The organism is Anaerolineaceae bacterium oral taxon 439, assembly GCA_001717545.1.
In the GTDB taxonomy this organism is placed as follows: domain Bacteria; phylum Chloroflexota; class Anaerolineae; order Anaerolineales; family Anaerolineaceae; genus Flexilinea.
The window spans coordinates 599,972-621,001 of sequence record CP017039.1 but is presented as its reverse complement, the minus strand read 5'-3'; the positions used below and the strand labels follow the sequence as shown (position 1 = coordinate 621,001).

The 21,030-nt window shown below is 48.0% G+C and carries 17 protein-coding genes and 1 CRISPR repeat array; of the genes, 7 read left to right on the top strand and 10 right to left on the bottom strand.

From position 1 onward, the window contains the following. Positions 1–22: 22 nt before the first annotated feature. The 4 genes from BEQ56_02910 to BEQ56_02895 form a co-directional block, all read right to left on the bottom strand. Complete coding sequence (locus BEQ56_02910; protein ID AOH42520.1) at positions 23–1,015, bottom strand: hypothetical protein; 993 nt, start codon at positions 1,013–1,015, stop codon at positions 23–25. Between the two features lie 24 nt (positions 1,016–1,039). Then, positions 1,040–1,969 (bottom strand): hypothetical protein, encoded by a 930-nt coding sequence (locus BEQ56_02905; protein AOH42519.1) that lies wholly within the window; start codon positions 1,967–1,969, stop codon positions 1,040–1,042. 127 nt (positions 1,970–2,096) lie between these two features. Then, complete coding sequence (locus tag BEQ56_02900) at positions 2,097–4,319, bottom strand: hypothetical protein (GenBank protein AOH42518.1); 2,223 nt, start codon at positions 4,317–4,319, stop codon at positions 2,097–2,099. A 177-nt stretch (positions 4,320–4,496) separates the two neighbouring features. Continuing rightward, positions 4,497–5,105 carry a hypothetical protein gene (locus BEQ56_02895; protein AOH42517.1) on the bottom strand — a complete coding sequence of 203 codons (609 nt, stop codon included), beginning with the start codon at positions 5,103–5,105 and terminating at the stop codon, positions 4,497–4,499. A 321-nt stretch (positions 5,106–5,426) separates the two neighbouring features. Here BEQ56_02895 and BEQ56_02890 point away from each other — a divergent pair, with 321 nt between their 5' ends. The 7 genes from BEQ56_02890 to BEQ56_02860 are packed head-to-tail and all read left to right on the top strand — an operon-like array spanning position 5,427 to position 13,219. After that, entirely contained in the window at positions 5,427–6,050 is a 624-nt protein-coding gene (locus tag BEQ56_02890) for a CRISPR-associated protein Cas5 (protein AOH44372.1), read from the top strand. Further along, positions 6,043–8,115 carry a hypothetical protein gene (locus tag BEQ56_02885; protein AOH42516.1) on the top strand — a complete coding sequence of 691 codons (2,073 nt, stop codon included), beginning with the start codon at positions 6,043–6,045 and terminating at the stop codon, positions 8,113–8,115. The genes BEQ56_02890 and BEQ56_02885 overlap by 8 nt, the downstream gene beginning before the upstream one ends. Positions 8,116–8,152: 37 nt before the next feature. Beyond that, positions 8,153–9,013 carry a CRISPR-associated protein gene (locus BEQ56_02880; protein AOH42515.1) on the top strand — a complete coding sequence of 287 codons (861 nt, stop codon included), beginning with the start codon at positions 8,153–8,155 and terminating at the stop codon, positions 9,011–9,013. A 2-nt stretch (positions 9,014–9,015) separates the two neighbouring features. Continuing rightward, positions 9,016–11,193, top strand: coding sequence for a CRISPR-associated endonuclease Cas3'' (locus BEQ56_02875; GenBank protein ID AOH42514.1), 2,178 nt, complete (start codon positions 9,016–9,018; stop codon positions 11,191–11,193). A gap of 30 nt (positions 11,194–11,223) precedes the next feature. Further along, the gene (locus tag BEQ56_02870; protein AOH42513.1) at positions 11,224–11,892 is read left to right on the top strand and encodes a CRISPR-associated protein Cas4; all 669 of its coding nucleotides are present in this window, start codon (positions 11,224–11,226) and stop codon (positions 11,890–11,892) included. After that, entirely contained in the window at positions 11,889–12,917 is a 1,029-nt protein-coding gene (locus BEQ56_02865; protein AOH42512.1) for a subtype I-C CRISPR-associated endonuclease Cas1, read from the top strand. The genes BEQ56_02870 and BEQ56_02865 overlap by 4 nt, the downstream gene beginning before the upstream one ends. An 11-nt stretch (positions 12,918–12,928) precedes the next feature. Further along, positions 12,929–13,219, top strand: coding sequence for a CRISPR-associated endonuclease Cas2 (locus tag BEQ56_02860; protein ID AOH42511.1), 291 nt, complete (start codon positions 12,929–12,931; stop codon positions 13,217–13,219). Positions 13,220–13,379: 160 nt separating this feature from the next. Beyond that, a CRISPR array of direct repeats spans positions 13,380–15,069; the repeat unit is 32 nt; unit sequence GTCGCGCCCCTCGTGGGCGCGTGGATTGAAAT. A 390-nt stretch (positions 15,070–15,459) separates the two neighbouring features. Here BEQ56_02860 and BEQ56_02855 read toward each other — a convergent pair. The 6 genes from BEQ56_02855 to BEQ56_02830 form a co-directional block, all read right to left on the bottom strand. Continuing rightward, complete coding sequence (locus BEQ56_02855; GenBank protein AOH42510.1) at positions 15,460–15,714, bottom strand: hypothetical protein; 255 nt, start codon at positions 15,712–15,714, stop codon at positions 15,460–15,462. 374 nt (positions 15,715–16,088) lie between these two features. Beyond that, the gene (locus BEQ56_02850; protein ID AOH42509.1) at positions 16,089–17,066 is read right to left on the bottom strand and encodes a hypothetical protein; all 978 of its coding nucleotides are present in this window, start codon (positions 17,064–17,066) and stop codon (positions 16,089–16,091) included. 5 nt (positions 17,067–17,071) lie between these two features. After that, positions 17,072–18,040, bottom strand: a complete 969-nt coding sequence (locus tag BEQ56_02845) for a hypothetical protein (GenBank protein ID AOH42508.1) — start codon at positions 18,038–18,040, stop codon at positions 17,072–17,074. A 15-nt stretch (positions 18,041–18,055) separates the two neighbouring features. Beyond that, entirely contained in the window at positions 18,056–19,051 is a 996-nt protein-coding gene (locus BEQ56_02840; protein AOH42507.1) for a hypothetical protein, read from the bottom strand. After that, positions 19,052–20,026 carry a peptide ABC transporter ATP-binding protein gene (locus tag BEQ56_02835; protein ID AOH42506.1) on the bottom strand — a complete coding sequence of 325 codons (975 nt, stop codon included), beginning with the start codon at positions 20,024–20,026 and terminating at the stop codon, positions 19,052–19,054. Further along, positions 20,019–21,029: a dipeptide/oligopeptide/nickel ABC transporter ATP-binding protein gene (locus BEQ56_02830; protein AOH42505.1), complete on the bottom strand. Its 1,011-nt coding sequence runs from the start codon at positions 21,027–21,029 to the stop codon at positions 20,019–20,021. Before BEQ56_02830 ends, BEQ56_02835 begins: the two co-directional genes overlap by 8 nt. Between the last annotated feature and the right edge of the window lies 1 nt (position 21,030).

The following is a 21,030-nucleotide window of genomic DNA, read 5'->3' as shown; positions in this document are numbered from 1 at the left end:
TCCGCCGGAGCGACTGCCCGGCTCAGTCACGCTCCGTCAGGATCAACCGCATCCAGATCAATTCCCGCCGGTCGCTGAATCCGAACGCGCGGCAGCAGCCACAATCGTCTTCCGCGCCCATGTTCACGGTTATCGGCTTCCCGCAGCGGAACCTCCGCAGCGCCGTTCCCATCAGCACGAGCCGGTCCGCTTCCACGCTGTCTTCCGCCGGAAGTATCCAGACCCGGTCCGCGTAATTTCCCGTCGGCTGAAACGCGATCCAACCGATTTTCCGCCCGTTCGCGTCCCCGTTTAAATCGACGACCGTCCAGAATTCCTCCCGGTATCCGGCGAGCCGTTTCAGGAAACGGAGCGGCCTGGAGAAACAGCATACCCGATCGTCCCAGCCAATATTCCAGCGAAAGGCTGGCGGGACGGCCCGCGCAGCTGAGCGGGTAAATTCGTCCCGCTCCTCGCGTTCCGGCTCAACGCAGCTTGTCCGGAGCCGTTCGACCGCCGCCAGATTCTCCGCGTCCATTTTCTCTTTCAGCCAATCTGTCCGTACGGTAACGATTTCAAACCCCTGCGATTCGTATAAGTGAACGACAGAAGGATTCCCCGATCGGACCTGAAGATACAGGGCCGAAGCGGCATAGTTCCGCGCATGAGCGATCGCCTTGCGCAGTAATTCCACCGCGATCCCACGGCCGCGGTATCCTTCGTCAACGCAGACATTGACGATCAGGTACCCGCCGCCTTCCGGAGGATGAATCGGGAGCAGGTGCAGGATTGCGATGGGTTTGCCATCCGCATTGACGCAGACAAACCCTTCAGCTTCCGCGCCGCCGATATCGGGGAACAGCCGGTCCAGCCAGTTGATCCGCGCCGTTTTTCGCAGCGTTTCGATAAACGCTCTCCCGTCCGGATCGAGGAATTCCCGGAAGCTCCGCTCGATCAGGTCGGCGATTGCCAGATTGTCGCGTCCGGGAAGAATTTTACGGATACGAAGTCCTGGATTCGCTGTCGTAAAGTCCATCGTCAAGCGCAGGCCCGGCCTGGATCAGGCTTCCGGAACGGTTTGCTTCGCGCGCCGCAGCGCCCAGTCGAAAAGAACCGGATAGAGCGCGGTGATCCAGAACGTTACCAGAATATAACGAACGAGGCTCCCGACGAGTTCGCCGAACGCCGCGTTCAGCGGCGCTTTCAGATAGACGCGCAGCGCCATCGTCAGCGCAATTCCGGGAATGAAAACGAGGATTTTCCCGATCCAGCTCTTCGGGGCCTCAAAGCGAAGCTTTGTCTCCTCGATCATGAACCCGATCAGCCCGCCCAGCGCCGCGCCGATCGTCTTCATGACGTCGGAACGGAGAAACGCGCCGGTTCCTTCCGGATACGGTTTCATCAGGGCATAAAGCGCGCCGACCAACAGGAGCGCGAAACCGAAAAGAAGGAAACGGTTTTTCAGCGCCGGATCCGCCGCGAGCGCACGCGACGCGACGCAAACCGCGATCAGGACCAGCGCCCCGACGATGATCGCGGCAAGGACGTCGGTCGGCGTATGCACTCCCAGGTACAGACGCGATATCCCGACCGCGACGATCAGGGAAACCATAACGATTTTCAGCCAGCGCTTTTCCGTCAGCGCCGCGATCATCCCATAAACGCTGATCGCTCCCGCCGTATGCCCGCTCGGGAAGGAAAAACCGCTGGCGCCGGGAAGCGCTTCAGCGACCGCGGCGAGATTCTCAAACCGCAGGAATGGACGCTGAACGCAGAACGTGATCTTGAGCAGCTGGTTGACGATCATGCCAGAGAAAAAGCTGATCCCGATCAGGATTGCGCTGCGCTTCTTTCCGCACCAGTATAAATAAGCGATCAACGGGAGCTGGATCGTTTCGGCTCCGAATTCTGTCAGAAATAAAAAGACCCCCGTCAGCGCCGGTATACGGAGCGACTGGAATATCATCAATACGGATTCGTCAAGCGACATCTTCTTCACCCTCAATTCGTCGTGTTTACCACGCTTAATTATAGTCAGGAACGGCCGAACGTTGGATGCCTTTATCGATCGTCAGCGCAATTCGATAAAGCAGCGAAGCGTCAGGTCCCCACACCCATCAAGTCGAAACCGCATTCAATCCGTTCCGCTTCATCCTCCAGCGGCGGATCCCGAAACCGATACAACCCGCCAGCGTTAAGATCGTAATAAAATCGCCCAGCCGCTGAACAAGCGTCGTCCGATAAAACGCGGTGACGCGGCCTTTGGCGACGTTCGGGATATCCACCGCGACGAAGCCATGTTCCCCAAGACGGGGCTTCAGTTCAACCGGAGCCGCGCCCGGGGCTTCGAACTCCGCGACATACCCCGTATAAAACAAGAGTGGAATCTCGAACTGAAGACCATTTTCGGGACTTGAGGTCGTTTCAAACTCGAAGCTGAAATACAGCGGCCGCCGGTCATGCTTCAATATCGTCAATTCAGGATCATTCGATAAGACCGTATCGCCATTATCCAGAATGAAATCCAGGTCAGATCCTACCGGCATGTACTCGCCGCCAATGATATCGACTGAATTCAAGTGCAGCGGGTAGCGGGTCTCTAAACGGAGCCGCGTCGCGTTAAAAAACATCGGCGCCGTTGAAACCATGCTGAGCGCGGCAAGACCTAAAATTGCCAGCTTTTTCTGATTCCGATCGAAGATGGATTCGCTGATCAACCCGCCCGCCATCGATAAAAGCGGTACGGCGATCAGAAGAACGCGCCAAGCGAATTGCAAACGATTCCCAATCCACGCGGCCAGTCCCCAGGGGAACCATTCCGTCGAAATAAAAGCCGCGACGCAGCCCGCAATCAGGCAGAGGCTCGCCAGCCGCTTCATGGGGCGTGGATCGCTTTTTTTCACCATGAAAAATGCAAACGGCAGAATGATAAAAGGCAGGCCCAGATTCGGATCGACCACCGGATACCAGCTGGGGATCGGCGTCAACAGGTGCGAGCCGGGAATGATCCCATGCATGAAATTTTCCAGGTCCAGACTCGTGGACACCAGAAGATTTGCTTTCGAAGCTGAGGTAAGGACCAGCTCCGCCATCGGGAGAAAAAAGAACGCGGACAGCCCCAGAACGAGCAGGACCGATTTTACCAACGCCATCAACACGCTTCGATCTGAAAGGATCCTGCGAATCCGAAAGAGACAGAAAACGCCGACAAAGCAGATCGCCAACACCAGACTGAGCAGGTGGGTACAGGCCAGTCCAAGAAATCCCGCGGCGAAGATATACCATTTTTCAGGACGACCGCTGAATATTTCGTAAAGGCCCAAAATAATCACCGGTGTGAAAAGGAACGACTGCGCTTCGCCGAAACCGCAGCGGAATAGAATATCGATCAGCCGGTACGACGCGAACGCATAAAAGATCGCGCCCATCAGCCCGCTGTATCGTGATTTCGAAATCTTCCAGGTCACGAGATAAAAACAGCCAATCGACAAGAAGTTCAGCAGGATCACAAAAATTTTAAATACTGTCGTCGGATCGAACCCCAGGATCCGCAGCACCGCGGGAAAAACGAGCGTCAGACTCGGATAAAACAGCCCATCCCCATAGCCGAATCCATGCAAAAAATATGGATTCACGCGGACCGGAAAGATCCCATTTTCCAATCCGACCTTAATGCCTTCAATCCGAAGCAGGTGGAACATGTAATCGTCGGTCTGCAAATAAAATTTATTATAGAAGAACGGGAAAGACGTTATCGCGGAAAGACCCAAAAGAACAATAAGGATTCTTTCGTTGACCGGCGACGAAAGCTGGCCGAGCCGGCCGAACCAGGAAGCAGGACTGAAAATACGCCACCCGATGAGCAAGAAGATCGTCGTTAAAAACAGCGTTGTAACGAAATGACGAAGGATTGAGTCCCGCGAAATAACGAAATCGGACGTTACAAATAACTCCAAAACGTCAAGCCTCTCACCCGCAGGGTCAAAAGAAATCCCAAAACGGACCTGCTCAGACGGTTTGTCGATTTTCAGCTGAAAAATCTCGGTATGAATTTCAGGGCGGAATTCGTCGCGAACGAGAACTTCTCCGGTTTGGTTAACAATATAATATCCATTGCCAGTTCCATTCGCGTTAACCTGAAAAGCGACCCAGTAGGAACCTTTCCTTAACGTCAGCCGCGGTTGAAGGAGGTAATCGCTCTTTTGATAAATAGATGGATCAAATTTATGATTGATAAAATACGTGTCGGAAAACTTAAAAATATCTTCGTTAACGGCGTACAGAATAGCCAGACAAAGAATAAGATACAGAATGATCAGGATTCGACGTGAAGAATGCATGAAATGATAACCTCTTTGCAAGACATGACAACCCCCAAAAGTTGTAAATTCATTCAACCTTTGGGGGTAAATCAATCCGACACCTGTCCTCTATCGCAGAAATTCAGGTAAAGATTTTTAAATTATGCTTATTTTAGCTTGAATTTTCCTCATGCTTACAGATTCGATAAGAATTCTTTACCGCCGTTCAACTAAGTCATACCGTAAATGCCCGGATCTGGAGCAACCGACAACCTCAAAAATACCGTCGAAGTATTGGCGTTCCCATTTGCGCGTAGCCGGATTCCACTTAAAAAATGTTCCTGCTCTCCAGACTTCACGATCGCCATATGGGCAGTTATCGAATTCGATCGAACCGATCCGCTGACCGACGCGATCGAGCTCTTCCCGCGCCCAGTCGGCATGAGACGTCGCCGCCGCGCCCACGCCGCAATTCTTTTCCTTCAGGATACTGTAGACCCGCCAGAGATTCAGCGTATTCGGCATTTTCGTATCCGCCATGGCGCTGTTCGCCTGGGCGATATAGGACGCTAATTCGGCCATCTTGGAATTGTACGCGTCGTCATCGCCATCGCAGATCGCGCCGTCAATTTCGGCGGGAAGCCGCTGCGCTTCTTCAACGCAGAATCGGATAGTTCCGATGACATGGGCTTGATCGACCGGAATCTTAATCGTTTCCTCCGAATCGTCCGGATTCTCGTAAACGTAAAACTCCTGGGCGAAGGCCCCGGCGGTTAAGGACAGGACGCTGACAAGCAGCAACAACACAACAACGATTTTTTTCATGATCTTACTCCTTCGAATTGAAATGTTTAAGACTTTTTGTAAGCGCTTCTTAACTATTCGTTAATATACCACAACCAAACGCAACATAACGTTTTGCCATCAAATTGACAGAAATTTTCAAAAAATAAAAAAATCAAATTACATTTTTCCGTGCCTGCAGACGAGAGATAAAATTGCCGTTGACAAACCAAGAAAAACAAAATAAAATAAATATACAAATTCACCCCTACAAACCATTAACCTGTTTACTAATGAAAAGGAGGTTAATCAGTGAACTATAAAGGCTATTCAGTTTCTTTCGAAATTGCAGGTCCCACTGCGATGTGGACGCGGCCGGATTGCGGCGATTCCCCTTGCAGTTACCCTGCGCCAACCTATTCAGCGGCGAAGGCGCTTTTCGAGGGAATCCTCTGGGGGCCAGCAATTCAAATCATCCCGCGAAAGGTTGAACTCTGTTCCCCGCCGCAATTTCACTCATACGTAACCAATTATGGCGGCCCATTACGGAGTCCGGACGCATTTACAAAAGGGAATAATTATCAGTTGTACGCAACCGTTCTTTTAGACGTCTGTTATCGGCTGTATGCTGACGTTGTTCCAAATCCTGGGAAAAGTAAGATGCCAGCCAATGCATTGGATTGGGATCGGAGAACGACATCCCCGGGACATGCCTATCAGGAAATATTCAACCGGAGGTTAAAACGGGGGCAATCATTCCGAACATTATGCTTAGGATGGAGCGAATTTACAGCATCGTATTTTGGCCCATTCCGGGATAATACGCGAGTCCATACTGAATTACCGGATATTCCGATCCCGTCGATGCTCCGGGAAGTTTTTTCAGACGGATACGAATCAGAATTTAACGCAATTTACGACACGAATATTTTTATTCGAAACGGGGTCTTAACATATCCGGAGCGAAAGGAGACGGTTCATGATTAATGAATTGTACCCATTATCCGTCACGATGAAGAAGCATAATATCATTGCGCCGAGTTATCATCGTAAGTACAAGCCTATTCCCAAAATAACGTTGAAAACTCCCTGCATTCAATTTATTTTGTCAAGCGGAAAAATAACTCAGATTCGATCCATTCCCGCTGAATTAGGAAAAGGCCTTCGAAAGTATGGAACGAATAACGGGACATATCCATTCTTAAATCTGGCTCCGCTCTATCGAATCAACGATCCGGAATCCAAAAAAACGATCGGATCGTTGAACGCCGAAACTTTGACGCCAGAATTAATCGGCAGGCTCCGAAGTTGGTGTGTGCCTGAAAACGATAACTGGGTAAGAGGGCTTATAGAAAAATATCGCGTATCTCTCATAAACGTTACAAAAGAGATCCATGAAATGTTATCATGCGAAAACAGCTTTGAACCGATCGAAATTCTCATCTCTGAAACAGATCTGATCTCTGATTCCAAGGTGTTTCGTGCTGCTCTCGAATCAGCGTTATTTGAGAAGTTGGAGGCGAAAATTGACATTGATCTTGCGCTGCATGTATTATTTCAAATAGAAGGTGATCACAAATCAAAAAAGGAAGCACCGGAAAACCTTTCCGTTGCATTTGATTGTGAACGGCTTATCGAAGCCGGGATCCCAGCCGTCAGCGAACAGTTCGTCGAATCGTTCAATCAGAAACTCATGCAAGCAGAGTCAGGGAACCGGGTGACGGCGGGCAGAAATTCGGTAGACGCGTTTGGCCTTGCGTTTAGCCCGTTTACTGAAATAATGCCCTCTGTAAGACTTGCCGGCGGGTTTGATGCGACGTTGCGGACGATGTTTCACGCACATCACTGTCAATATCGTTATGGAAAGATTGATGATGGATCCTATCCAATCTCGCCTGAAATGCGAATTGATTTGCAAACCGCGTTAAACTGGATCAGCAGAGCGGAACACAAGGAAGAGACCTGGATAAATCTGGATAAAGACATCATTCTGTTTGCATATCCGCATACTTTGCCAAAAATCAAGGTTTCGTTTACCAAAATGTTCAAAGCTGCATTAGATGAACAGGCATCTTTCGAAACAGAGGCAGAACGGTTTATCACAAATTTAAAACAGACACATGTTCCAGGCGCCGATTCGAACGCGGATCGGATTCAATTCTTTATTCTCAGAAAGATTGATAGAGCACGGACAAAAATCGTCTACTCTAAAGTAAGCAATGCACCTGAAATGGAAAAACTAAGCGAAGCCTGGACGCTGGGGTGTCAGAATCTTCCACAGATCGCGCGACTCAGGCCCAGAACGCTCTTCCCGGCAAGAGTCCCATCCATCCTGAACCGCGTATGGAAACTGGATGGAACGATTGTGACGGATAAGTTCCGGCCAGTTCCTGAATATCATGGCGTGGAACTGCTTCTGGACACAGGAATCCCAACCGACCAGGATTTACACATGGCAGTTCAGGGTTCAATCAATCTAATCCCATATATTGGCATCAGGTTTTTCAAAAAAAATGACAATGCCAAAAAACCTGCCGATGAAGACAAGGCAATCTACAAGGTAAGCGACCAGCTTTCTTTGTTCGGACTCTTGCTATATCGTATTGGAATCAGAAAGGAAAATTACATGGAAGACTTTCCGTATCTTTACGGGCAATTATTGAAGATCTCTGATGAGCTTCACGCCTTATATTGCCGGGTTGTTCGAAACGGCGACCTGCCTCCGCAATTAGCCGGAAGTAGTATTTACCCGTCAGCCGTTGAAACGCCGATCCGGACGCTGAACGTGCTTGCGCAGCGAATGAACCCCTATATTACCTGGGCAAAAACCTATCAGTACAAGAATGTTACAGCTGAAGGTTCGGAAAGCTGGAAAGCGAAATGGCTTATATCCCTTTATGAAAAAAATATGACCAAACTTTACACAGTCTGGAATCCTGAAACGCGATTCAACGACGCAGAAAAAGCGCAGCTGTTTATTGGATTTTTAGCCGCTTTCCCGAAACGGGAAAGCACGACAGATTCGGAACCTGCGGAAGAAGTAACGGAATAATTTCCGATCCTATCAAATAGATTGAGAAGAGGTCAAAATGAACGAATTGATAAAACGTGCTACTGGTTTTCTTGTCATTGAAGTTGTCAACTCGAATCCGAACGGCGATCCGGATCGCGAGAGCGATCCCCGCCAGCGTCCGAATGGCTGTGGGGAGATTTCTCCGGTTTCTTTCAAACGAAAACTGCGCGACCTGATCGACGATCATTCAGCGCCATTTTTCAATACGCTACCTGAAAAATTCCACAATCAAGACCGGTACTATATCCTGGAACATCGAGGCCGGGATCGAGCCTCGATTACCGCAGAAATGAAAGACGGCGGGAGTTTCCTTCAGAGTACTTTTGTCAAAAAATACTGGGACGCCCGCGTTTTTGGGAACACCTTTTTAGAAAAAGAAGGCGATAAAGGGTTCATCAAAACCGGGGTCGTTCAATTCGGAATGGGCGTATCGATTTCTCCGATCAGCGTTCAACGACAAACCAATACCAATAAAGCCGGCGTTCAGGAAGGAAAAAACGCGGGTATGGCGCCTTTGGCTTACCGATTCGTTGAACATGGCGTATACTGCATGCCGTTCTACGTGAATCCGAATTTTGCGTATCATAGCGGCTGTACAGAGGATGATATCGAGCTGCTGAAGTTATTAATACCGCATGCGTATGAAATGAACCGTTCCGCGATTCGTCCGGATATTCGGATTCGCCATGCCTGGTACATGGAGCACAAGAATATTCTGGGCAGCTGTCCGGAATACCTGTTAATCGAAGCCCTGACGCCGATCCGCCGCGATCATAAAGATGATCCGTCAACCTGCTGGGAAGATTATGAAGATCGGACTTCGCTTCCTGAAAACCTCGCGGTCCGCCTGGCTTCGGTTGTCGACTTAATGGGGTAGGAATGGAATACTTTGCGCACAGTCCCAAAGGAGACATTCCGGCGCAAACTTATCGGGATCATGTAGAAAACGTTCACCGGCTTGCAAATCGCTTTGCTCAAGAAGCAGAGCGATTTGCAACCCAATCGAAGGGCCTTCTGACCGAAAATACGGATGCCGGCGCCAGTCTCCATGATTTCGGCAAACTTCTCGAAGAAAATCAGGAGGTTTTACGCGGCGATAAAAAAAGCGCCCGCCTCCCAATTCATCATGAAGACGCAGGAGTTGCTTACCTTTTGAACAAAGAAGCGAATTATGCCGCAATTTCCGTCTTTGCGCATCATCGCGGGCTGCCTGACTTTCAAAAAGAATTCAATCGCGAAGGGAACGCGTTTCGAGATGCCCAACCAGAAGTAATCGAGCGGACGAATAAAGAATTGGATCGAATCGCGGAGATTCATCATCAGATTTATGACACTACAATTACATATCCAACGGAATCTTACGAAGGCGATCAGAACCTCTTCATAAGATTGCTTTTATCTTGTCTGACGGACGCGGATCATACAAATACAGCTGAGAATTATGGTCAGTACCCAACGTTGGATGAGATGCCAGAACTCCAAGCGGAAGAGCGTTTGAAACAACTTGACGCGTACGTTAAGTCGTTAGAGACTTCTGATCCGCGCAGCCATCTGCGAAGTCAGATGTATGAAAATTGCCGCAATTCTGTCCAGGCTTCCCAGTTTGTATCCTGCGACAGCCCAGTTGGTTCCGGAAAAACAACGGCCGTTATGGCACACCTGCTGAAACAAGCTTCCTCGCGCGGATTGCGCCGGATATTTGTCGTCCTTCCGTTTACGACAATTATTACACAATCTGTCGACGTTTATCGCCGGGCGCTGACACTGCCCGGGGAGGACCCTGAAAAGGTCGTCGCCGAGCTGCATTCCAGAGCGGATTTCGAAGACAAAGAGACCCGGTATCTAACCAGTTTATGGCGATCGCCAATCATCGTGACAACAGCGGTGGCTTTTTACGAAACGCTGGCGTCGAATTATCCGTCTACGCTTCGACGGCTGCACGAATTGCCAGGATCCGCGTTTTTCATCGACGAATCTCACGCATCGCTGCCTTTAACCCTGCTGCCGCTGGCCTGGAAATGGATGGTTAAACTCGCCGAAGAATGGAGCTGCTATTGGGTCCTTGGGTCAGGCTCCTTAGTTGAATTTTGGAAATTGAACCGACTGACTGAGTATCATCCGATAATTCCCGAGTTGGTACCCTCGCAGCTGCGAAATCAGCTCATGCAATATGAAAAAGACCGGATCACTTTTCAGAGAAACGATCAGCCGTTAAGCCTGGATGAATTCATAGACTGGACCCAATCTTTTCCCGGCCCACGTTTGGTCATCGTCAACACAATCAAGTGTGCTGCGGTTGTCGCAGATGAACTCTGCAGCCGCTATGGGAGAGACCATATTGAGCATCTGTCAACTGCGCTGACCGCGGCGGACAGAGCCATTACAGTTCGGCGTATTAAGGCTCGGTTAGAGGATGAAAAAGATACGGATTGGACGCTGGTAGCAACTTCCTGTGTGGAGGCCGGTGTTGATTTCTCGTTTCGAACAGGATTCCGCCAGACGGCCTCTTTGCTTTCGCTCATTCAAGCATCGGGAAGAGTCAATCGGCATGGACGTTATCCAAACGCTGAAATATGGGATTTTACCTTTCAGGATAACGATTCTTTTCCAAATCATAAGGGGTTTGAGCTGTCCGCGCAGATTCTGAAAAAGTATTTCGTCAATGGCAAAGAAATATCTCCTGCGCTGAGTACAAAAGCCATAGAGGACCAGATCACGGAAAATGACAGCGTTTTAAGAACCGTTCATTATTTTCTTGATAAAGAAAAAGAGATGGCTTTTGAAACGGTAGCGAAAGAATTTAATGTGATTGAAGATCATACGGTTGTCGCGATTTTTGATCCGGAATTGATTCGCAACGTTCAATTCGGCAAAGGGAATTGGCGATTGATCCAGAATCATTCTTTTAATATTCGGAAGGGCAAGGAATCCGACATGAATCTCAAGATGATCGCTCCGGATATTTATCAATGGATGCTTGATTACGACGATTTTCTCGGGTACATGAAAGGGGTTTTATGGAAGGAAAAAACCAAAACCAGTTTTCTTGACTTTTAATTTCTATTCTTTTTTTCAAGCGAGTTGTCTATGGAATACGCTGAAGAAGATTTTCTCATGATCTCTGGCATAAGACATTTCCTGTTCTGTCGAAGACGTTGGGCATTAGTCCACTTGGAACAACTCTGGGCAGAAAATTATCACACGATTCTGGGCGAAATCATGCATGAAAACGCACATGATCCTTACCTGGCAGAGAAGCGCAATGACACAATTGTTATACGTGCGCTGCCAGTCTCTTCAAAGCGGCTTGGGCTCAGCGGCGAATGCGACGTGGTTGAATTTCAGAAATCGCCGGACGGAATTCGTCTCCATGGGCATCGCGGAACCTATTCGATTTATCCGGTTGAGTATAAAAAAGGTGGACCCAAAGTAGAGAAAGAAGACGTTATGCAGCTGATCGCGCAATCGCTCTGTCTTGAGGAGATGTTTTCCGCCCGGGTTTCAGAGGGAGCGCTTTTTTATGGTTCGACGCGACGGAGAGAGAGAATCCCGATTACGGATGAGCTGCGCATGGAAGCTGAAAATGTCATTGCTGAAATGCATCAATATTTCAGCCGCGGATATACGCCCAAGGTCAAGACACACAAAAGATGCCGCGGATGTTCACTGATCGATTTATGCATGCCGGAGCTCGAAAGAGCGAGCAGCGTAAATAAATTCATTCACGATAAGCTTCAGGAAGAAGTCGCCTCATGAGAAAGGTGATGAATGTCCTGTATGTCAGTTCTGAAGGAGGCTATCTTTCCCTTGACGGGGAAAATGTTGTTATCATCGACGGAGATAAAGAAATCGGCAGGGTCCCGCTTCATAACCTGGAAGAGATCGTTTCCTTCGGATATCGCGGAGCGAGTCCGGCTCTGATGGGCGCCTGCGCTGAGCGGAATATATCCCTCTGTTTTATGACGCCGCAGGGTCGTTTTCTGGCCAGAATTATCGGAAAGACAAAAGGGAACGTCCTGCTTCGCAGGAAGCAGCATCAAGTCGCTGATTCTGCAGAAAGCCTGGAAATTGCGAAAAATTGTATTCTCGGGAAAATTTATAACGCACGTTGGGTTTTAGAACGCGTAACGCGCGATCATCCAATGCAAGTAGACGTTGAAGCGCTGAAAAAAGCGTCCGCTTTTCTAAAAGCGGCGATGACGCGCGTTATGGCAGCGGAAAGCAAAGAGCAGCTCCGAGGGGAAGAGGGCGAAGCCGCCAGAGTTTATTTCGGCATTTTTGATGAATTAATTTTGCAGCAAAAGAAAGATTTTGTCTTCCTCGGCAGGAGTCGCCGTCCGCCAATGGATAAAGTCAACGCACTTTTATCTTTCTGCTATTCGCTGCTGACGAGCTCTGTTGCGTCAGCGCTTGAGACGGTCGGATTAGACCCATACGTCGGCATGATGCATACGGATCGCCCTGGCAGGGCTTCATTAGCTTTGGACTTGATGGAAGAGCTGCGCCCGGCGATTGCCGACCGATTCGTCTTGGCGCTCGTCAATAAGCGAATCGTCAATGGAAAAGATTTTATTCAGAAAGAAAATGGCGCTGTGCTATTGAAAGATGATTCGAGACGGACTGTTCTTGCAGAGTGGCAAAATCGAAAAAAGGACACCTTAGAGCATCCATTCCTGAAAGAGAAGATGGAATGGGGTCTTGTCCCTTTTGCGCAGGCGATGCTCCTCAGTCGGCATTTACGCGGCGATCTCGATGCATACCCTCCTTTTTTGTGGAAATAGGATAAAAGAAGTTGTTAGTGTTGATTACCTATGATGTCAATACGGAGACGGCGGAAGGAAAAAAAAGATTGCGTAAAGTCGCGAAAATGTGTGTAAACTATGGATCAAGGGTCCAGAATTCTGTTTTTGAATGTATTATTGACAATGCGCAGGCGGTAAAGCTGAAACATGAGCTATCTAAGATTATTGATGTTAATACGGATAGCCTCCGGTTTTATTACCTGGGAAATAAATATGAGACTAAAATTGAGCATATCGGTATTGAAAAAGGAATTCACGTTGACAGACCGTTAATCTTTTAGTGCGAACTGTAAGCGCTCATTAAACTATTCATTTATTCGCACCATCCCGCTTCGGCTCATTTTCGCTGCATATCAAGAAGTTGTTCTTTAAAACATTGCTTTTTTCGCTCATCTGGATATAATAACGAATGCGAACGTATGGTTTTTCTGTACATTTGCAGTCGCGCCCCTCGTGGGCGCGTGGATTGAAATAACCTTAACCCGCGGTAAGTCCTGCTGCAGCGCGGTCGCGCCCCTCGTGGGCGCGTGGATTGAAATTTTCTAAATCTCTCTCATTTTCCTGCTTCGTTCTCGTCGCGCCCCTCGTGGGCGCGTGGATTGAAATAAATCTTCAATCCGAATACACGGAACCATTTCCAGTCGCGCCCCTCGTGGGCGCGTGGATTGAAATTTTTCCAATCTTCGATTTGTTGCTTGGCAACCTCGTCGCGCCCCTCGTGGGCGCGTGGATTGAAATCATGCCCTCTTCGAGGCTGTTGAAAGGCGGTGAATCGTCGCGCCCCTCGTGGGCGCGTGGATTGAAATCATGCCCTCTTCGAGGCTGTTGAAAGGCGGTGAATCGTCGCGCCCCTCGTGGGCGCGTGGATTGAAATCGGGTACGCGCTCATGATTTCTCCATCCTTCGTGTCGCGCCCCTCGTGGGCGCGTGGATTGAAATTGACTTTTTGAATTCGCCTGAAGCTGTGAGTAATGTCGCGCCCCTCGTGGGCGCGTGGATTGAAATCATTGGACGGCGTAAGCGTGACGGAGGAGGGAAAGTCGCGCCCCTCGTGGGCGCGTGGATTGAAATTATTTTTTCACAAATTTGTGCTCTGAGCTGGGGCGTCGCGCCCCTCGTGGGCGCGTGGATTGAAATAACCCTAAGATAATTTCGTTCAAGGCGAATCATGTGTCGCGCCCCTCGTGGGCGCGTGGATTGAAATATTCTATTGAGCGCCTTAAAATCCACTCCTCGTCGTCGCGCCCCTCGTGGGCGCGTGGATTGAAATCATAAGATTTGGTATTTACCCATTCTCCATCAGCGTCGCGCCCCTCGTGGGCGCGTGGATTGAAATAATTCTATTCTTTTTCCATCGGGCAGTTGAGTATGTCGCGCCCCTCGTGGGCGCGTGGATTGAAATTTTTACTACGCACCATTCTACCGTATGAAAAAATGTCGCGCCCCTCGTGGGCGCGTGGATTGAAATTATCCTGTTTGGCGTGGATATTTCTGCGCAGGCGGTCGCGCCCCTCGTGGGCGCGTGGATTGAAATGCCAAGATGTGGCAGGAGTACGCCAAATCTATTGGGTCGCGCCCCTCGTGGGCGCGTGGATTGAAATTCGCCGATGCCCGTGAAAATACCCTCCGGCTGGTGTCGCGCCCCTCGTGGCGCGTGGATTGAAATGAAGCAATCCTACGAGGTTGGATTGAGCAACGCAGGGTCGCGCCCCTCGTGGGCGCGTGGATTGAAATCTAAATGTTGTGGGAATAAAGGGTGTGAAGAGGGTCGCGCCCCTCGTGGGCGCGTGGATTGAAATAATGACTATACAAGCGTGGTATGGATACGCGCCGATGTCGCGCCCCTCGTGGGCGCGTGGATTGAAATTCGCGGCTCCCTTCGACCGTTACCCGCCCCATCTTGTCGCGCCCCTCGTGGGCGCGTGGATTGAAATGTTTCGCGCGTATCGATCGACCTGTCCGGCGGCGTCGCGCCCCTCGTGGGCGCGTGGATTGAAATCTGTGATCCATTTTATTTTGATCTGTATTCTATTTGTCGCGCCCCTCGTGGGCGCGTGGATTGAAATTGCTGGCGAGAAGGACATTGCCCGCACATTTAGGACGCACCCCGCGTGGGCGCGTGGATTGAAATTGGAAAAGACACGGTATGTGATTTTATCCGTACTGTCGCGCCCCTCATGGGCGTCTGCGCTTCAAATTTCCGCAGTCAAGATAAGAGCCAGTTAACAATACAAAACCAGCTCTAATTATTTGATAAAATAATAGGAAGTTCCTGTAATAAGTTTTAGACCAACCAGAAGGAGCTTAGAACCGTACATTCGACGGGACCAACGCGTGCAGGAAATCGAAAATATCCTCGCCGCGCAGTCAAATTTCCGGAAGGCAGCCATGATCTGCACGCAAATAACCGACGCTAAAGTCAGTTCAGCCACCTTCGATCAGGCTGTTGGCTGTCGGCGGAGCCTAGGCTGGGGTTATGTTTAACCTGTGTTCCGCCAAATGGATTGAGCGCGTTTTGGACCTATTCCATATCAAAAAGGCCATTCGTTCCGCCTATGGCGATGCCATCGATCTGGAACCTGTTTTTACGATTCTTTTCTCTGAAGGTTTCAACGCCATTTTCAACAGACTTCTGCACCTGAATGCCACCGGAAAACTTACCACCCAAAGAGAAAGGCAGCGTTGTTTTGATGATTTCAAGCGCCAGGAGGATGAGAGCCTGCCGCTTCTTCCCCGATTCATAAAAGCGAAAAAATGTCTTCCCTCTATTATTCACTTTTCAAGCGTATAATCCATGACACCGAACTTCTTTAATTCCATGGGAATTTGAAACAGACTCACCTCCATCTAAACGAAAAAAAGCCCGAAAGGAGGACAGGCTTTTTTTCAGAAAAAGGAGTGCTGCTGATGAAAGGAGGAACATCAACAGCTGAAACAGATAAAAAGAAGAATTTAGTTTTGCTGTTCACGACTGATTATAGACGATTGTCATTCTGTGTCAATAGTTTCGTATGACAATCGTTACATTTTAGTCAGTTGTCAAGGTAAATGGAACCGAACTTCAGCTTTCTGCTGCCCATGGCTGCGTTTGACTTTTCAATTCACCTTTTCCAACTTACGCCGCAGGAAAAGCGAACTCCCCGCGTCAATCTAAGCGGCAGAGTTGAAACCGGCACCTGGGGAACTCAGGATACGATCATCCTTCGTTACTGCAACATATTCAATAGTCCCTATATCCTCTTTCAGCGCCTCAGCCAACCGCATTCCTTTTTCCAGGCCAAGAACGAAAAAGGCCGTTGATAAAATATCCGAATAAAGCGCAGAAGGAGAAATGATCGTCATACTCTTCAACTCCATAGGCAAAGGGAATCCAGTATAAGGATTTAATATATGATAATAAACTTCCCCATCTTTCTTAAAACAATGTTCATACCATGAAGACGTGGCAATACCCGCATCAACAAGCGGAACGCTCCCGATAACAGAGCCTGGATCCGTCGGATTGCGGAGCGCGGTAATCCAGGGACGTCCGCCAGGAGAGCCAACGGCGTCCCATTTTCCGCCAATCGTAAAGATATTCCCGCCAAAATCTAAAACAGCGTGTTGAACATGATGTTGACGAAGACGCACGGATACTTTATCTAACGCAAAGCCTTTTCCTGAAGCGCCCGGATCAAGTTGAATCCCTTTACAGTCTATGACAACACTCCTTCTTTCCGGAAGAAGCGAAAGATGCTGGTACCCGACGCTTTGAAGAAGATCTGCGATTTTTTCTTTTGCAGGGACTTCCGGGTTGTCCGCCAAGAAGTCCCATAATTTTATCAATGCCCCTACCGTAAAATCAAATTGCCCATCTGTCAGAGCTGCGATACGAAGATTATCCTCGATAAATGAATATAACATCGCAGAAGCTTGAAAAGGAAAAGAAATCGCATAGTTATTGCACAGACAAGATAACTCTGAGGTTTCGTCAAACATATTCAATGTTTGTTCAACGAGATGCGCAGTTTCCCACGCATCTTTTAAAATTGGAGCGGCCGCCGATCTGGAATAAGGCATAATACGGATACTACATAACGTGTCAAACGCAAAAAAATCGATGCCTTGTGTCCATTCATGTTTTTGCATTCTCGCTACCCTTCCAAACCCACGCCTGAACGAATAAACGACTGCAAAACATGATCCTTTTTCATCTCAGCCAAAACGATTTTCGCCATGCGCAGGTAATTTTTCCACGCAGGATAAACCGGACGTTCCTTCATATTTAACTCCGCTTTCTCGTTAAGAGGTTTATCCCAAATCGGGCCCAGATTAATGCCAACGGTGTGTGGAAGTCCCGTCAAGTCAAGCATGTCCTGCGTAGCAACAACTTTCGCGTTCAGGTTATCCATTTGAGTTCTGAAACCTACCAGAAAAGCATGGCGATCCCACCCTGGCGGAAACGGATCCTCATAATATGCGCAGTCATATTTTGACTGGCGATAGTATCGCTTAAGCTCAGGGCAAACGATATCCTCCTGATTGTCAGCAAATATCTCGTCAAATCGACAACTGACAATCTTCCCATTTTCAATGACAACTCGCAACCATCCTGTCAGGCCATAGCCATACTTTTCGCTATAACTATACATCTTCTTCGAAGATGGTTTGTTTATTTCTGCCTCAAGTTTATCCGCAATTTTGAGCAATTTTTTCACGCTACCGGATGCGCTGGAGAGAAGATCAAATTCCCCAGTCAGCCGCTGCTCCTTAAGCATCTGATCTTCCACATATTCCAGGCCCATCGTAAGAACGGAACCCGCTTTTTTCATACGATCTTTGGTGTACTGCCAAAAACTATAATCGGAACGTCTCTTGGAAATATTCCTGTAAAGATGATTATAGTAAGATGGAGCGGTGATTTCATTCAATTCAATAAATACCATCCGCCCATCCGACTTGATCACATCGACAATTCCCAGATGCCCGGGGTCATCTGGAAACTGACCTTCAACGCCATGATAATAGGGCGGGAAACGCTCTTCCAAATGGTAATAATCTCCTTTAATCAACCCTTGTGGCGGCTGAACCGACCAAACGGGCGAATTCCCTGCATTATCCATCGTATGCCATTCCCTTTACTGAAATTTCTTATCCTTATTGATTTCATCCAAAAGAATTTTTGCCATCCTGAGATAATTATTCCACACTGGAGAGCGCGGACGCGTAACTGAACGCGTGGTAGCGTCGTTGTTCGAAATCAAAGGGATATCATCTTTATGCGGCCTGTCCCAGACGACGCCCAGATCAGGGCCATCAACGCATGGGAGTCCGGTAATGTCAAGCATATCCTGCGTTTCGCAGACCTTTTTATTTAACTGGTCACTTAAGTCTTTAAAGCAAACCAGCCATGCATGTCGATCCCACCCTGAAGGAAACGGATCTTCATAAGTCGTCGAATAATATTTAGATTGGCGATAGAACTGTTTCAGCTCGTCATAGAGGATTTCATCTGTATGATCAGCGAAAATCTCATCATAAAAGCATTTAACAATCCTTCCTTTTTCCAGTACAACTTGAAGCCATCCGGTTAAACCATATCCGAAATTCTCTGCATACCCATAATAGTCTTGTTTCTCATGCGTAGAATCCTGAATTTCCTCGCCGATCTTTTTCGTAAGCCCGATCATGTTCTTCATAGAAAAAGACGCGCCGGTTAATAAGTCAAAATCACAGTTCAGATTTTTTGCAGCGAGAATTTGATCTTCCACGTATTTAAAGCCATTTGCCAGAACCTTACCGTAAGAAACGCTACGCCGCTTATCATGAAAATCTTGAAAGAACTGGAATTCTGTCCTTCTTTTGCTGACGTTCTGAAAATGACGGACATAATAGTTCCTCATTGTTGTTTCATTAAATTCCGCGAAAATCACCCTGTCTTCAGGGTCTGTAACAACGTCAAGTTCTCCTAAATGACCCGAATCTCCCCAACGCCCGCTATAACGTAGCTCAGCATGATAGTAATTACCCTTCAGGATCCCCTGATATTGCGGTTGCACAGTCCAATCGATCAATTCTGATTCATTATCCTCGTGCCATGGACCCAGTCCTAACCATCTCGTCTTGTCTATCATCTATATTTCCTTTGCAATATTAATTTGACCAACTTTGCAGCATGCGCAATAATGCGCATCGCCATATGGTTTCAATTCAAGATCCTGCATTGTACAAGCTTCATCCTGATATAAGCAGCGTTTTGCAAACCTGCACCCTGGAAGCGGATTAACCGGACTCTGGATTTCGCCAATCAGCTTTACTCGACGCATTTTTTTATGGCAGTCAGGTACCGGAATCGCGGATAGCAACGCTTGAGAATACGGATGCAATGGTTGTTGAAATAACTCGTCAGATTTTGCGGTTTCCACTAACTGACCTAAATACATTACGGCAATATTGTCAGAAAAAAACTTGACAACGGAAAGATCGTGCGTAATAAATAAATAAGTTAATCCAAGTTCTTTTTGCAGATCCTTCAGCAAATTCAAAACCTGAGCCTGAATTGAAACGTCAAGAGACGAAACGGGTTCGTCACAGACAATAAATTGTGGCTGCAAAGCTAAAGCCCTTGCGATTCCAACGCGCTGCCTCCGGCCTCCGTCCAATTCATGTGGATAGGCATTGAGCAACCGTTGACTGAGTCCAACGATATTCATTAAACGAAAAACTTCCTTGTCTGATTCAGCTCTCCCGCGAACAAGATTATGGATTTGCAATGGTTCGCGAATTATTTCGCTTACCGACATTCTGGGATTCAATGACGAAAAAGGATCTTGAAAAATAATTTGAAGATCTTTACGAACGTTTTTCAGTTCCTGTTTGCTCATTTTGCAAACATCTTTCCCATTAAACAATATTTCGCCACTGGTTGCGGTTTGCAATCCCAAAATCAAACGTCCTATTGTCGATTTCCCGCATCCGGATTCGCCAACCAAACCCAGCGTCTCACCGCGTTTAATTTTGAAGGAAACGTCGTCAACCGCATGCAAGGTTCCTAACCTGGTCTCAAAATACTTTTTCAGATTCCTGATTATCAGAATTTCATCAGTCATACCTGAGCTCCTCTGCCAATCCATCTGCTTCGAACTTCCCTTCATACGCCAGACATCGAACCATATGAGTTCCATTCAATATGGTTTTCTGTGGCCTATCTTTTGAACAGCATTCATTCGCATACTGACAACGGGGATGAAAAGAACATCCGGGCGGCAAATTCGTCGGATCAGGTGTTTCGCCCTTAATCGGCTTCAGCTTTTCAACACAATCATCTAATGTTGGGATTGATCCAAATAATCCAATCGTATATGGATGCCTTGGGTGATCAAAGACTTCCTCAATCGTGCCATTTTCAACAATTTTCCCTGCATACATAATAGCGACCCGATCGCAAATTTGCGCAACTACGCCCAGATCATGAGTAATGAGCAACAGCGATGTATTCATTTTTTCTTTCAGATCAGACATCAATTCAAGAACCTGAGCTTGAATTGTCACGTCCAAAGCTGTCGTCGGCTCATCAGCCAGAATTAATTCGGGAGCGCAGGCGATACTCATTGCGATAACTACGCGTTGCTTCATTCCGCCGGAAAATTGATGTGGATATTCATCATAGCGTTCTCGCGGAATACCCACTCTTTCGAGCATATCGCCAGCCTTTTGTCGCGCCTCATGCTTGTTGCATTTTTCATGCAAAATAATAACTTCTGCAATTTGATCGCCGACGGAATAAACAGGATTCAGACTAGTCATTGGATCTTGAAAAATAATAGAAATCTTCTGCACACGTATGTCGCGTATTTCATTCATCTTCATTTTCAACAGATCCGCTCCTTCAAAGAAGATCTCCCCATTCACAATCTTTCCCGGAGGATCACATACCAGATTCAGAATACTTAAAGCCGTCGTCGTTTTTCCGGCCCCGGTCTCGCCGACTAAACCAAGACTTTCGCCTCGATTTAATCGCAAATTTAACGAGTTGACAGCGAAGACAGTCTCTTCATCCGAACGATATTCGACACAGAGATTTTTTATATCCAATAGGACTTGTTGATTCATG

What these genes read in the sequence shown, in the direction of transcription:
- BEQ56_02910 (AOH42520.1), bottom strand. Translation starts at nt 1,015, where the DNA reads ATGGACTTTACGACAGCGAATCCAGGACTTCGTATCCGTAAAATTCTT.
- BEQ56_02905 (AOH42519.1), bottom strand. Translation starts at nt 1,969, where the DNA reads ATGTCGCTTGACGAATCCGTATTGATGATATTCCAGTCGCTCCGTATA.
- BEQ56_02900 (AOH42518.1), bottom strand. Translation starts at nt 4,319, where the DNA reads ATGCATTCTTCACGTCGAATCCTGATCATTCTGTATCTTATTCTTTGT.
- BEQ56_02895 (AOH42517.1), bottom strand. Translation starts at nt 5,105, where the DNA reads ATGAAAAAAATCGTTGTTGTGTTGTTGCTGCTTGTCAGCGTCCTGTCC.
- BEQ56_02890 (AOH44372.1), top strand. Translation starts at nt 5,427, where the DNA reads ATGTGGACGCGGCCGGATTGCGGCGATTCCCCTTGCAGTTACCCTGCG.
- BEQ56_02885 (AOH42516.1), top strand. Translation starts at nt 6,043, where the DNA reads ATGATTAATGAATTGTACCCATTATCCGTCACGATGAAGAAGCATAAT.
- BEQ56_02880 (AOH42515.1), top strand. Translation starts at nt 8,153, where the DNA reads ATGAACGAATTGATAAAACGTGCTACTGGTTTTCTTGTCATTGAAGTT.
- BEQ56_02875 (AOH42514.1), top strand. Translation starts at nt 9,016, where the DNA reads ATGGAATACTTTGCGCACAGTCCCAAAGGAGACATTCCGGCGCAAACT.
- BEQ56_02870 (AOH42513.1), top strand. Translation starts at nt 11,224, where the DNA reads ATGGAATACGCTGAAGAAGATTTTCTCATGATCTCTGGCATAAGACAT.
- BEQ56_02865 (AOH42512.1), top strand. Translation starts at nt 11,889, where the DNA reads ATGAGAAAGGTGATGAATGTCCTGTATGTCAGTTCTGAAGGAGGCTAT.
- BEQ56_02850 (AOH42509.1), bottom strand. Translation starts at nt 17,066, where the DNA reads ATGCAAAAACATGAATGGACACAAGGCATCGATTTTTTTGCGTTTGAC.
- BEQ56_02845 (AOH42508.1), bottom strand. Translation starts at nt 18,040, where the DNA reads ATGGATAATGCAGGGAATTCGCCCGTTTGGTCGGTTCAGCCGCCACAA.
- BEQ56_02840 (AOH42507.1), bottom strand. Translation starts at nt 19,051, where the DNA reads ATGATAGACAAGACGAGATGGTTAGGACTGGGTCCATGGCACGAGGAT.
- BEQ56_02835 (AOH42506.1), bottom strand. Translation starts at nt 20,026, where the DNA reads ATGACTGATGAAATTCTGATAATCAGGAATCTGAAAAAGTATTTTGAG.
- BEQ56_02830 (AOH42505.1), bottom strand. Translation starts at nt 21,029, where the DNA reads ATGAATCAACAAGTCCTATTGGATATAAAAAATCTCTGTGTCGAATAT.